The 13564-nt window shown below is 34.5% G+C and carries 12 protein-coding genes; 11 read left to right on the top strand and 1 reads right to left on the bottom strand.

Translation table 11 applies throughout. The features are described 5' to 3' along the window. Positions 1-16 precede the first annotated feature (16 nt). Positions 17-607, bottom strand: a complete 591-nt coding sequence (gene clpP / locus ACNMOQ_RS11025) for an ATP-dependent Clp endopeptidase proteolytic subunit ClpP (RefSeq protein WP_017000781.1) — start codon at positions 605-607, stop codon at positions 17-19. Positions 608-1047: 440 nt separating this feature from the next. On the opposite strand from clpP, the gene ACNMOQ_RS11020 reads away from it, so the two are divergent. From ACNMOQ_RS11020 to rnr, 11 genes are all read left to right on the top strand, one after another. Next, positions 1048-1293, top strand: a complete 246-nt coding sequence (locus ACNMOQ_RS11020; protein ID WP_017000780.1) for a glutaredoxin family protein — start codon at positions 1048-1050, stop codon at positions 1291-1293. Between the two features lie 149 nt (positions 1294-1442). Further along, complete coding sequence (locus ACNMOQ_RS11015) at positions 1443-2459, top strand: sugar-binding transcriptional regulator (RefSeq protein WP_017000779.1); 1017 nt, start codon at positions 1443-1445, stop codon at positions 2457-2459. 48 nt (positions 2460-2507) lie between these two features. Next, positions 2508-3518 (top strand): type I glyceraldehyde-3-phosphate dehydrogenase, encoded by a 1011-nt coding sequence (gene gap / locus ACNMOQ_RS11010; RefSeq protein ID WP_017000778.1) that lies wholly within the window; start codon positions 2508-2510, stop codon positions 3516-3518. 114 nt (positions 3519-3632) lie between these two features. Beyond that, entirely contained in the window at positions 3633-4823 is a 1191-nt protein-coding gene (locus ACNMOQ_RS11005; protein WP_064204482.1) for a phosphoglycerate kinase, read from the top strand. Between the two features lie 22 nt (positions 4824-4845). Further along, on the top strand, positions 4846-5607 hold the full coding sequence (tpiA, locus tag ACNMOQ_RS11000) for a triose-phosphate isomerase (RefSeq protein WP_017000776.1): 762 nt from the start codon (positions 4846-4848) through the stop codon (positions 5605-5607). Beyond that, positions 5607-7142, top strand: coding sequence for a 2,3-bisphosphoglycerate-independent phosphoglycerate mutase (gpmI, locus tag ACNMOQ_RS10995; RefSeq protein ID WP_017000775.1), 1536 nt, complete (start codon positions 5607-5609; stop codon positions 7140-7142). The genes tpiA and gpmI overlap by 1 nt, the downstream gene beginning before the upstream one ends. A gap of 29 nt (positions 7143-7171) precedes the next feature. After that, entirely contained in the window at positions 7172-8476 is a 1305-nt protein-coding gene (gene eno, locus ACNMOQ_RS10990) for a phosphopyruvate hydratase (protein WP_017000774.1), read from the top strand. Between the two features lie 243 nt (positions 8477-8719). After that, the gene (gene aroA, locus ACNMOQ_RS10985) at positions 8720-10063 is read left to right on the top strand and encodes a 3-phosphoshikimate 1-carboxyvinyltransferase (RefSeq protein ID WP_182093801.1); all 1344 of its coding nucleotides are present in this window, start codon (positions 8720-8722) and stop codon (positions 10061-10063) included. Positions 10064-10132: 69 nt separating this feature from the next. Continuing rightward, a complete protein-coding gene (secG, locus tag ACNMOQ_RS10980) occupies positions 10133-10366 on the top strand; it encodes a preprotein translocase subunit SecG (protein ID WP_017000772.1) in 234 nt (77 codons plus the stop codon). A 90-nt stretch (positions 10367-10456) separates the two neighbouring features. Beyond that, positions 10457-11197: an alpha/beta hydrolase gene (locus tag ACNMOQ_RS10975; protein WP_017000771.1), complete on the top strand. Its 741-nt coding sequence runs from the start codon at positions 10457-10459 to the stop codon at positions 11195-11197. A 33-nt stretch (positions 11198-11230) separates the two neighbouring features. Further along, positions 11231-13558, top strand: a complete 2328-nt coding sequence (gene rnr / locus ACNMOQ_RS10970) for a ribonuclease R (RefSeq protein WP_135021436.1) — start codon at positions 11231-11233, stop codon at positions 13556-13558. Positions 13559-13564: the final 6 nt, after the last annotated feature.

The following is a 13564-nucleotide window of genomic DNA, read 5'->3' as shown; positions in this document are numbered from 1 at the left end:
GTTTTTTATTAAAAAATTATTTTATATCTTCAGGATGCATAACATCGTCGATTAAACCATAATCTTTAGCTTCATCAGCTGTTAAGAAGTTATCACGGTCAGTATCTCTTTCAATTTTATCAATTGGTTGACCTGTTCTTTCAGATAAGATGTTGTTTAATTTTTCACGTGTGCGTAAGATATGACGAGCAGCGATTTCAATTTCAGTTGCTTGTCCTTGTGCACCACCAAGTGGTTGGTGAATCATTACTTCACTGTTAGGTAGAGCAAAACGTTTACCTTTTGCACCAGCTGCTAATAGGAATGATCCCATTGAAGCTGCCATACCTATACAAATAGTTTGTACGTCTGGTTTGATGTGTTGGATTGTATCATAGATAGCAAAGCCAGCTGTTACACTACCACCAGGTGAGTTAATGTAAAGATATATGTCTTTTTCAGAGTCTTGAGCTTGTAAGAATAATAATTGTGATACGATTGAGTTCGCTACGTTATCGTCGATAGCAGAACCTAACATAATAATGCGGTCTTTCAATAAACGTGAGTAAATATCATAAGCGCGTTCACCGCGGTTTGTTGTTTCTATAACTGTTGGTATTAAATTCATCAGTTAATCCTCCTTTGAATATGTTAATGACCATATCATACAACACAAAGTCAAACATGGTCAAAATATATGACCTACTGATGAATATTATAACTTAAATAGCTGATTTATACACAGGAAATTTGCGACAATTATTGTCAATGGTTGCATAAATGATATAATAGTTTCCGTAATCAATAAGCTGAGTGCAATGTATAAGCGTGACATCCATATTAAAATATTCGCATCTTTTTTTAATAATGTTTTCTGCTTGGCTGTAAGTCATTATAATCACTCCCTATAATTGATAACTTTATTATATAATGAAGATGTTAAGGCATTATAAATAAACAATTAAGATTTAACTCTCCGTAGTGTAATGGATAACACGCAAGATTCCGGTTCTTGAAATGGGCGTTCAATTCGTCCCGGGGAGGCTATTTTAACTAAAGGATGAGAACATGAACATTAAATTTTACATCGGACGAAATTGTGGTTTGTGTGAAGATGCGAAATATCAACTAGAATTTTTCAAAGAAACTTTTGAAAAGCCTGTTAATATTGAAACAATACATATAGAAGATAATGATTATTTATTGAATGAATACATGCTTAGAATTCCAATTGTCATGTATCAAGATAAAATACTTCAAGAAGGAAATATTGATTTCGTAACATTATTAGAAGAAGTAGAAAAATTAAGCTAAATCAAATTGCTTTTACTTGCAATCAGTTTGCAGTGGGTGTATTATAATAACTGTAAACAGATATTATTTTTTTGACCCACATGGGACAAAAAATGTCTAACCCAGGTTAGAAATTGCCCATCTGTTAATTTGTGAGGAGGGACATGTTTATGGAAGATTTGTTAAAGATACAACATAGACTTGTGCCTGACCTAATTGACAAGATGTATCGACGTTTTAATATTTTATCAACGATTGAGAAGAAGCAACCTATTGGCAGAAGAACATTAAGTGATGTTATGAATATTACTGAACGGGTATTGAGAACAGAGATAGAAATTTTAAAACAGCAAGATTTAATCCGCGTTCAATCTACAGGTATGAAACTAACTGAGACTGGCGAGCACACGTTAGCATCGTTATCTCATTACCTCACATTATATTCAAGTTTTAATCACTTAGAAGATGAGATTTTCAATCAATATGGCGTGAAAGTTCATATCGTAAGAGGAAACTCTGATAAAGATGAAACAGTTAAGGCGGAGATGGGAAATGTAACGGGAGAATTACTTGAACAGTCTTTATATGATAAAGCATCTGTTTCAGTAACTGGTGGATCGACGATGGCTAAAGTTAGTGAGTCATTACATCCATTAGATAAAGACATTTTGTTCACACCAGCTCGTGGCGGCTTGGGAGAAAATGTAGTATTTCAAGCTAATACGATTTGTGCAAGCATGGCAAATAGAACTGGTGGGTCGTATAAGGTCTTGTATGTTCCAGACCAAGTAAGCGAAAGTTCATATGAGACTTTGCTGAAAGAACCAGCTGTTATAGAGGTTCTGGATGCAATTCGTCGCTCGGATTTTATTATTCACGGGATTGGTGATGCGCTGAAAATGGCTGAAAGAAGAAAGTCTTCAGATGAAGTCTTAAGTCAATTGAAACATCATCATGCAGTCGGAGAAGCTTTTGGTTATTATTTTAATGCCAAAGGCGAGGTCGTACATCGTGTCAAAACGATTGGCTTGCAACTAGAAGATTTAGCGACAAAAACAAATATTTTTGCAGTAGCGGGCGGTGCATCGAAAGCAGATGCGATTAAAGCATATCTTGAAATTGCACCGAAGAATACCATTTTGGTAACTGATGAAAGTGCTGCAAAAGCAATAATCAATGCGGAATAAAAGGTTAATAGCCTTTTTCAAATAACAAATTTAAAGGAGGCCATCATAATGGCAACTAAAGTAGCAATTAATGGATTTGGTAGAATAGGTCGTTTAGCATTTAGAAGATTACAAGAAGTAGAAAATATCGAAGTAGTAGCAATCAACGATTTAACAGATGACGCTATGTTAGCTCATTTATTAAAATACGATTCTACACAAGGTCGTTTCAAAGATGAAGTAGAAGTAATTGAAGGCGGATTCCGTGTAAACGGTAAAGAAATCAAAACTTTCGAAAATCCTAACCCTAAAGAATTACCTTGGGGAGACCTAGACATCGATGTAGTATTAGAATGTACTGGTTTCTTCGCTGATAAAGAAAAAGCTCATGCTCACATCGACGCAGGTGCTAAAAAAGTATTAATTTCAGCTCCAGCTTCAGGCGACTTGAAAACAATCGTATACAATGTTAACCATGATGAATTAGACGGTTCAGAAGAAATCGTATCTGGTGCATCTTGTACTACTAACTGTTTAGCTCCAATGGCTAAAGTATTAAATGATGAATTCGGTATCGTTGAAGGATTAATGATGACAATTCATGCTTATACTGGTGACCAAAATACACTAGATGCTCCACATGCTAAAGGTGACTTCCGTCGTGCTCGTGCAGCAGCTGAAAACATCGTACCTAACTCAACTGGTGCAGCTAAAGCAATTGGCTTAGTTATCCCAGAATTAAAAGGTAAATTAGATGGATCAGCTCAACGTGTTCCAGTAGCAACTGGTTCAGTAACTGAATTAACAGCAGTATTAGATAAAGAAGTATCTGTAGAAGAAATCAACGAAGCAATGAAAAATGCTACAAATGATTCATTCGGATACACTGAAGACGAAATCGTTTCTTCTGATGTTATTGGCATCACTTACGGTTCATTATTCGACGCAACTCAAACTCGTGTAATGACAGTTGGAGACCGTCAATTAGTTAAAACTGTTGCTTGGTATGACAACGAAATGTCTTACACTTCACAATTAGTTCGTACTTTAGAATATTTAGCTGCAGAAGCTAACAAATAATTTAATTAAATGAACTAAATAGGTTATGCTTATGAGTAAGCGGGGAGCACAACGCTTCTCCGCTTATTTTTAATCGTTAAGCATTTTCTATTATTCAGAGGAGGAAGACTAGTCATGGCAAAAAAGAATGTTAAAGATATTGACTTAAAAGGTAAAAAGGTACTTGTAAGAGCAGATTTTAATGTACCAATGAAAGACGGAGCAATTACAAATGACAACAGAATCGTTCAAGCGCTTCCTACTATAAAATATATTGCCGAACAAGGCGGTAAAGTTATTTTATTCTCACATTTAGGTAAAGTGAAAACAGAAGAAGATAAAAAAGAATTATCACTTAAACCAGTAGCAGAACGCTTAAGCGAATTATTAAATGAAAAAGTAACATTTGTTCCTGAAACTCGTGGCGAAAAACTAGAAAATGCTATCAATGATTTATCTGAAGGCGGCGTGTTATTATTTGAAAACACACGTTTCGAAGATGTAGATGGCAAGAAAGAATCTAAAAATGATCCTGAATTAGGTAAGTACTGGGCTTCTTTAGGCGATGTATTTATTAATGATGCATTTGGTACAGCACACCGTGAACATGCATCTAACGTTGGCATCGCATCTAATGTTGAAACAGCATCAGGATTCTTAATGGATAAAGAAATTAAATTTATCGGTGGCGTTGTAAATAACCCAGAACGTCCTTTAGTAGCTATTTTAGGTGGTGCTAAAGTTTCAGATAAGATTGGCGTAATTGAAAACTTATTAAATATCGCTGATAAAGTTATTATCGGTGGTGGAATGGCATATACATTCTTTAAAGCACAAGGTAAAGAAATAGGATTATCATTATTAGAAGAAGATAAAATTGATTTTGCAAAAGAATTACTAAATCGTGCAGGAGATAAAATTATCCTTCCAGTAGATTGTAAAGTAGCAAAAGAATTTTCAAATGATGCAAAAATCACTGAAGTTTCTATAGATGAAATTCCATCTGATCAAGAAGCAATGGATATTGGTCCTAAGACAGTAGAATTATTCACTGAAGCTCTAGAAGGGGCTAACACTGTTGTTTGGAACGGTCCAATGGGCGTATTTGAATTCAATAACTTTGCTAAAGGTACAATCGGTGTATGTGAAGCTATCGCAAACTTAAAAGATGCAACTACTATTATCGGTGGCGGAGATTCTGCTGCAGCGGCAATGGACTTAGGATTTGCTGATGACTTTTCACACATTTCAACTGGTGGCGGTGCTTCACTAGAATATCTAGAAGGCAAAGAATTACCAGGTATCGAAGCTATTTCAGAAAAATAATTATAAAAGGAGTTAATATATCATGAGAAAACCAATTATCGCAGGTAACTGGAAAATGAACAAAACAGTTCAAGAAGCAAAAGACTTTGTTAATGAACTTCCAGCTTTACCTGATACAAACGAAGTTGATTCAGTAATTTGTGCACCAACTTTACAATTAGATGCACTTGTTAATTTAACAAAAGAAGGCGTAGCAGAAGGATTACAAATCGGTGCTCAAAATGCTCACTTTGAAGACAGTGGTGCGTTCACTGGTGAAACTTCTCCAGCAGCATTAGAAGATTTAGGCGTAAAATATGTTGTCCTTGGACACTCTGAACGTCGTGAATACTTTGGTGAAACAGATGAAGATGTTAACAAAAAAGCATTAGCTGTATTTTCTCATAATATGACACCAATTATTTGTGTAGGTGAAACTTTAGATGAAAGAGAAGCAGATAAAGCTGAATCAGTAGTAGGCGACCAAGTTGAAGCTGCTCTTAAAGGATTCACTGAAGAACAAGTTAAATCAACAGTTATAGCTTATGAACCTATCTGGGCTATTGGTACTGGTAAATCTTCAACTTCAGAAGATGCTAACCAAATGTGTGCACATGTTCGTAAAGTTGTAGCAAATGCATACTCACAAGAAGCAGCAGATGCACTTCGTGTTCAATATGGTGGTAGTGTTAAACCTGAAAACATTAAAGAATATATGGCTCAATCAGATATCGATGGCGCATTAGTTGGCGGCGCTTCATTAAAAGTTGATTCATTTGTAGCACTATTAGAAGGTGCAAAGTAATGGCTAAACAACCAACAGCACTTATCATACTTGATGGATTTGCAAACCGTGAAGAAGAACATGGTAATGCGGTTAAACAAGCCAACAAACCAAACTTTGATAGATATTACAATAAATATCCACATAACGAATTATCAGCTTGTGGTCTAGATGTTGGACTACCAGAAGGTCAAATGGGTAACTCTGAAGTAGGTCACTTAAATATTGGTGCCGGCAGAGTTGTTTATCAAAGTTTAACTCGTATTAATAAGTCTATAGAAGACGGCGATTTCTTTGAAATTGAAGCATTAAAAGAAGCAATGCAACATGTCGTAAAAAATGATTCAACATTACATTTAATGGGATTATTATCAGACGGTGGTGTTCACAGTCACTACAAACATCTATTTGCTTTACTAGAATTAGCTAAAAAGCAAGGTGTTAAAAAAGTTTATGTTCATGGATTCTTAGATGGTCGTGATGTTGATCAAAAATCAGCTATCAGATATATCGAAGAAACTGAAAATAAATTCGAAGAAATAGGCATTGGACAATTTGCTTCTATTTCTGGTCGTTACTATGCAATGGACAGAGATAATCGTTGGGATCGTGAAGAAAAAGCATATAATGCAATGTCTAATGGTGAAGGTCCTGTTTACCCAACAGCTGTTGAAGGTGTTGAAGCAAACTATAAAGATGGACTTACAGACGAATTTGTTGTGCCATTTATCGTGAAAGATGAAGAAAAAGGCGTTGAAAATAATGGCGTTAACAGTCATGACGCAATGATATTCTTCAACTTCCGTCCCGATAGAGCAGCACAATTAAGCCAAGTTTACACAAACGAGAAATTCGAAGGTTTCGAAATCAAACGTAAACTAGAAGATTTATATTTCGTAACGTTCACAAATTATAGTGATGATGTGTTTGCTGAAGTAGCTTTCAAACCAGTTGATATTAAAAATACAATCGGTGAAGTTGCTGAGAAGAACAATTTAAATCAATTACGAATTGCTGAAACTGAAAAATTCCCACATGTAACTTACTTTATGAGTGGTGGTTCACATGCTGAATTTAACGGTGAACGTCGTGTGCTAATTGACTCACCAAAAGTAGCAACATATGATTTAAAACCTGAAATGAGTGCTTACGAAGTTAAAGATGCTTTAATCGGTGAATTAGATAAAGGTGATTTAGATTTAATCATTTTAAACTTTGCTAACCCGGATATGGTTGGTCATAGTGGAATGCTTGAGCCAACTATTAAAGCTATCGAAGCAGTAGATGAATGTCTAGGTGAAGTAGTAGATAAAATATTATCTATGAATGGTACGGCAATTATAACAGCTGACCATGGTAACTCTGATGAAGTATTAACAGATACTGAATCACCAATGACTACACATACAACAAACCCTGTTCCTGTTATTGTAACTAAAGAAGGGGTAGAAGTAAGAAGTGGTGGCAGACTAGCAGATTTAGCACCAACACTTATTGACTTACTAGGAGTAGAACAACCAGAAGATATGACTGGTGAATCATTAATTAAAAAATAATTAACTATTATGAAAAAGGAGTTTTAAATATGCCAATTATTACAGATATTTATGCACGCGAAGTATTAGATTCACGTGGTAACCCAACAGTAGAGGTAGAAGTATTAACAGAAAGTGGTGCTTTTGGTAGAGCATTAGTACCTTCAGGCGCTTCAACTGGTGAATATGAAGCAGTTGAATTACGTGACGGAGACAAAGATCGTTACTTAGGTAAAGGTGTACTTAAAGCAGTAGAAAATGTTAACGAAATTATTGCACCAGAAATTATCGAAGGTGAAATTTCAGTTTTAGAACAAGTATCAATCGATAAATTAATGATCGCTTTAGATGGTACGCCAAACAAAGGTAAATTAGGCGCAAATGCTATCCTTGGTGTTTCAATCGCAGTAGCTCATGCAGCTGCAGATTTCTTAGGACAACCTTTATACAAATATCTTGGTGGATTCAACGGTGTTCAATTACCAGTTCCAATGATGAACATTGTAAACGGTGGTTCACACTCTGACGCACCAATTGCTTTCCAAGAGTTCATGATTTTACCAGTAGGTGCAGAATCATTCAAAGAAGCATTACGTTGGGGAGCTGAAATCTTCCATAATTTAGCTAAAATCTTGAAATCTCGTGGTTTAAACACAGCAGTAGGCGACGAAGGTGGATTCGCTCCTGAATTCGAAGGTACTGAAGATGGCGTTGAAACTATCTTAGAAGCTATTAAAGCTGTTGGCTTAGAGCCAGGTAAAGATGTAGTTTTAGGATTTGACTGTGCAGCTTCAGAATTCTTCGAAAACGGCGTATATGACTATGCTAAATTCGAAGGTGAACACGGTGTTAAACGTTCAAGCGAAGAACAAGTTGATTTCTTAGAAGAGTTAGTTAACAAATATCCTATCATCACTATTGAAGACGGTATGGACGAAAACGACTGGGACGGATGGAAAATCCTTACTGACCGTATCGGAGACCGCGTTCAATTAGTAGGTGACGACTTATTCGTTACAAATACTGAAAAATTATCAGAAGGTATCGAAAAAGGTATCGGTAACTCAATCTTAATCAAAGTTAACCAAATCGGTACATTAACTGAAACATTCGAAGCTATCGAAATGGCTCAAAAAGCTGGTTACACTGCAGTTATTTCTCACCGTTCAGGAGAAACTGAAGATACTACAATTTCAGATATCGCAGTTGCTACTAATGCTGGTCAAATTAAAACTGGTTCATTATCTAGAACTGATCGTATTGCTAAATACAATCAATTATTACGTATCGAAGATGAATTATATGAAACTGGTAAATTTGAAGGTATAAAAGCTTTCTATAACTTATCTAAATAATTGTGCATTTAATATAAAATGATTCACAAAATATGAGACTAGTATGAATATATCTATTCTCAAAATTAAACCACTGATTTGTTGGATTTCACATTATCTAACAGATTGGTGGTTTTTTATATTAAAACAAACTATTTTTACAGTAACGCTTTAACGCTTTAAATTAAATGTGTCATTATCATTCCATTACGTGTTAAAATGGGCTATAATATAGAGAATTATGTTTATAGGAGGATTTCACAGATGACGATTAATTTAAAAAGTGCAAAATCACCTTGGTCTAGTTTAGATGGTGTAGAAAAATTAAGTTTGCATCCAACAGATCAAGTATTTAATAAAGAAATTATTATACCAGGGAGTAAAAGTGTAACGAATCGTGCTTTTATTTTAGCAGGGTTTAGTAAAGGTACTTCAAAGTTATCTGGTTATCTTAAAAGTGATGATACTTATTGGTGCATGGAAACATTAAAGAAATTAGGAGCAACTTTCGAGTTTGAAGGAGATTCAATCAATATTACTGGTGTAGATATGGAAAGTCTTCCAGAAGAACAAACAGTATTCATTGGTTCAGCAGGCACGACCGCTCGATTTTTACCTGGCATTTTAGGGACACAAGATAAAAGTGAAATTACTATCACTTCTACGGAACAATTAGCCGGTAGACCACATAAAACTTTACATGATGCACTTATCCAATTAGGAGTAGAAGTCTCTTATATTGAAGAAGAAGGCCAACTTCCAGTCAAAATTAAAGGGACACCTGAAACTGGTGGTAAAGTCATGATAGCAGGCGATAAATCTAGTCAGTTTATTAGTGGATTATTACTTGCTGCACCATTGTTTAATCAACCAACAGAAATTGAATTAACAACAGAGATAGTACAAAGTGCTTACGTAGATATCACGATAGAATTAATGGAACAATTTGGGATAAGCGTAGAAGTCTCAGATGACTATAAACATATGAAGGTTGAAAAAGGTTCTTATCAAGCGACTAATTTACCTTTAGAAGCCGATTTATCAACTGCTTGTTATTTTATGGCTCTAGCAGCTCTGAACAAATCGACAATTAAGATTAATCATTTGAACCTAAAAACCCATCAACCTGATTTAGAAGTTGTAGACATTTTAGAAAAAATGGGTGCTACTGTTAAAAAAGGTGAAGATTATGTCGTTATCACTGGTCCAGAACAGCTCAAAGGTAATTTAACAATCGATATGAATGCATGTTCAGACCAAGCACTTACAATCGGTACATTAGCAGCGTTTGCGGATGGTCCAATTACAATTACTGGTGTTGAACATATACGTAATCATGAGTGTAATAGAGTTGAAGCTTTAACTGAAAGCTTAACTAAGCTAGGGATTAACATACAAGAACATCAAGATGGATGGACGATTCAGCCAGGTGAGATTCAAAGTGCTACATTGGATACATTTGATGACCACCGAGTAGCTATGTCTCTTAGTTTAGTAGGCACAAAAGTAGATGGTATAACACTGCTTGACCCAGCATGTGTATCAAAGACTTGTCCAACGTACTTTGAAATGTTAAAATCTTTAGGCATGTCAATAGATTATGACTAATGAAAACTTGAGTGCATTTTGTAAATGTGCTATAATGCTACTGTTATAATAGACAGGAGGACCGAGTCCATGCATACATTTTTAATCGTCTTATTAATCATAGATTGTATTGCATTGATTACCGTTGTATTACTTCAAGAAGGTAAAAGTACCGGTTTATCAGGTGCAATTAGTGGTGGAGCAGAACAATTATTTGGTAAACAAAAGCAACGTGGAATAGATTTAGTTTTACACAGAACAACAATCATTCTAGCGATTTTATTTTTCTTAATTATGTTAGCAATAACTTACTTTAAAATGTAGTGGTCCGACGGGTAATGTCGGACTTTTTTATTTGTTTGCAAGTGAAAAAAAGATACAATAGAGTTAAATAGAGTAAAAGGATGGTCGATCATGAGAATTCAATTACCTAAACCTTTCTTCTTTGAAGAAGGTAAACGCGCAGTATTACTTTTGCATGGATTTACAGGTAATTCATCAGACGTTAGACAATTAGGACGTTTCTTACAGAAAAAAGGATATACATCATATGCTCCGCATTATGAAGGTCATGGAAGACCACCAGAAGAAATATTAGAATCAAGCCCATATGTATGGTTTAAAGATTGCTTAGATGCATATGATTTTCTTGTGGAAAAAGGGTATACTGAAATAGCAGTAGCTGGACTATCATTGGGTGGCGTTTTTAGCTTAAAATTAAGTTTAAATCGTGATGTGAAAGGTATAGTAACTATGTGTTCTCCTATGTACATTAAGACAGAAGGTACTATGTTTGAAGGTGTACTAGATTATGCAAGAGAATTTAAAAAATATGAAGGTAAATCAAGTGAACAAATTGAAGAAGAAATGAAACATTTTCATCCGACAGACACTTTAACTGAATTGCAAAATACTATTCAAGCAGTTAGAGATCAAGTTGATGAAGTATTTGATCCTTTATTTGTAGTACAAGGCAAGCTTGATCAAATGATAAATCCTGATTCTGCTAATATTATTTATAATTCATCTTCATCTGATGATAAATATATTAAGTGGTATGAAGAATCTGGTCATGTTATAACAATCGGACAAGAAAAAGAGAAAGTATTTGAAGACGTATATCAATTCTTAGAATCATTAGATTGGTCCGAATAAGACACAATATAAAAACAAGAAAGGAGGCCCGCTATGAATCTAAGAGAAGAAGTTGAACAAATCATAAATGAGAAAGACTACACGCCCATGACGGTAAGTGAATTTCAAGACGTAATGGGATTAAGTAACGCTGATTCATTTAAAGAATTAATAAAAGTTCTAGTTGATTTAGAACAAACGGGTCAACTAGAAAGAACAAAGACGGATAGATATAAAAAGAAAAGAGATAAATCAGATTTAGTTAAAGGGAAGCTTAGCCAACATAAAAAAGGTTTTGCATTCTTAAGACCTGAAGATGATACAATCGAAGATATTTTTATACCACCAAATCAAATTAATAAAGCGATGGACGGCGATGAAGTATTAGTAGAAGTCGTTCCATCACGTGGAGACCACAAAGGTAAAATTGAAGGAAGAGTTAAGGCTATTACGACACGTAATATTACGCAAGTAGTTGGTACTTATACTGAAGCTAAACACTTTGGTTTCGTATTGCCAGATGATAAACGTATTACACAAGACATTTTTATACCAAAAGGTAAAAACTTAGGCGCTGTTGAAGGGCATAAAGTACTTGTAGAAATTACGGAATATGCAGATGGTACTCATAATCCTGAAGGTCACGTTAAAGCAATTTTAGGGCATAAAAATGACCCTGGTGTTGATATTCTATCTATTATTTACCAACATGGAATCAATATAGAGTTTCCGGATAGTGTAATAGAAGAAACTAAAAAAGTACCAGACAAAATTAAGCCAGAAGAAACTAAAAATAGACGTGATTTAAGAGATGAATTAACAATCACTATTGATGGTGCGGATGCTAAAGACTTAGATGACGCTGTATCTGTAAAAGCATTAGATAATGGATTAACAGAGTTAACAGTAAGTATCGCGGATGTAAGTTATTATGTAACTGAAAATAGTGAGTTAGATAAAGAAGCTTATGATCGAGGCACTAGTGTGTATCTTGTAGATAGAGTTATTCCAATGATACCTCACAGACTAAGTAATGGTATTTGTTCATTAAATCCAAATGAAGACCGTCTTACTTTAAGCTGTAGAATGGAAATTGATCAACAAGGCGAAGTTGTTCGCCATGATATTTTTGAAAGTGTCATTCATTCAGATTATAGAATGACTTACACTGATGTAAATAGCATCATTGAGAACAAAGACCCTGAAATTAGAGAGAAATTTGCTGAAATCACACCTATGCTTGATTTAGCTAACCAATTATCACAACAATTAATTGCTAAACGTAAAAAACGTGGTGAAATTGATTTTGATATTAAAGAAGCTCAAGTATTAGTTGATGAAGACGGTATTCCAACAGATATTCAAGTTAGAGAAAGAAATGACGCTGAAAGATTAATCGAAAGCTTTATGTTATCTGCTAACGAAACAATCGCAGAACATTTCAGTAAATTAGAATTACCATTCATTTATCGTGTACACGAAAATCCAAAAGAAGAACGTTTAAATCAATTCTTTGAATTTATTACGAACTTTGGTATTACAGTTAAAGGTACAAGCGAAGATATTCATCCATCTACACTACAAAAAATTGTTCAAGAAGTAGCTGGTGAAAAAGAAGAAATGGTAATTGCTACTTTAATGTTAAGAAGTATGCAACAAGCAAGATATAGTGAAGAAAACTTAGGTCACTTCGGTTTATCAGCTGATTATTATACACATTTCACTTCACCAATTAGAAGATACCCAGATTTAATTGTGCATAGACTCATTCGTAAATATTTAATCGATAAATCAATGAATGATAAACAAATTAGACATTGGGAAGAAGTATTACCTGAAATTGCAGATCATACATCTACACGTGAAAGAAGAGCGATAGATGCAGAACGTGATACAGATGATCTGAAGAAATCAGAATATATGATTCAACATGTTGGAGAAGTTTATACTGGTATAATCAGTTCAGTAGCTAACTTCGGTATGTTTGTAGAATTAGAGAACACTATCGAAGGTATGGTACACATTTCTAACTTAACAGATGATTATTATAATTTTGATGAACGCAGTATGGCTATTATTGGTGAAAGACAAGCTAAAGTCTTTAGAATCGGTGATAAAGTAGAAGTCAAAGTTATAAATGTTAATGTTGATGAAAGAATGATTGATTTCCAAATCGTAGGTATGCCAATAGCTGAAAAGAATCGTGAAAAACTCGCAAGAGAAAAGACAATAAAAGCTAAAAAACGTGGACCATCAAAGGAAAACGATAAAAATAATAAGCATAAAAAAGGCAGAGCAAAAGGTAAACAAGGCGATAAAAATAATAAACCTTTTTATAAAGCAAAAGCCGTTAAAAAGAATGCAAGACGTAAGAAAAAATAGAAAGTA

This window comes from Mammaliicoccus lentus, from assembly GCF_947036595.1.
GTDB classification, from domain to species: domain Bacteria; phylum Bacillota; class Bacilli; order Staphylococcales; family Staphylococcaceae; genus Mammaliicoccus; species Mammaliicoccus lentus.
This window is presented reverse-complemented; position numbering and strand designations above follow the sequence as displayed.

Coding starts and splice junctions, on each gene's coding strand:
- gpmI (WP_017000775.1), top strand. CDS start 5,607: ATGGCTAAACAACCAACAGCACTTATCATACTTGATGGATTTGCAAAC.
- ACNMOQ_RS11020 (WP_017000780.1), top strand. CDS start 1,048: ATGAACATTAAATTTTACATCGGACGAAATTGTGGTTTGTGTGAAGAT.
- aroA (WP_182093801.1), top strand. CDS start 8,720: ATGACGATTAATTTAAAAAGTGCAAAATCACCTTGGTCTAGTTTAGAT.
- rnr (WP_135021436.1), top strand. CDS start 11,231: ATGAATCTAAGAGAAGAAGTTGAACAAATCATAAATGAGAAAGACTAC.
- tpiA (WP_017000776.1), top strand. CDS start 4,846: ATGAGAAAACCAATTATCGCAGGTAACTGGAAAATGAACAAAACAGTT.
- gap (WP_017000778.1), top strand. CDS start 2,508: ATGGCAACTAAAGTAGCAATTAATGGATTTGGTAGAATAGGTCGTTTA.
- eno (WP_017000774.1), top strand. CDS start 7,172: ATGCCAATTATTACAGATATTTATGCACGCGAAGTATTAGATTCACGT.
- ACNMOQ_RS11005 (WP_064204482.1), top strand. CDS start 3,633: ATGGCAAAAAAGAATGTTAAAGATATTGACTTAAAAGGTAAAAAGGTA.
- ACNMOQ_RS11015 (WP_017000779.1), top strand. CDS start 1,443: ATGGAAGATTTGTTAAAGATACAACATAGACTTGTGCCTGACCTAATT.
- clpP (WP_017000781.1), bottom strand. CDS start 607: ATGAATTTAATACCAACAGTTATAGAAACAACAAACCGCGGTGAACGC.
- ACNMOQ_RS10975 (WP_017000771.1), top strand. CDS start 10,457: ATGAGAATTCAATTACCTAAACCTTTCTTCTTTGAAGAAGGTAAACGC.
- secG (WP_017000772.1), top strand. CDS start 10,133: ATGCATACATTTTTAATCGTCTTATTAATCATAGATTGTATTGCATTG.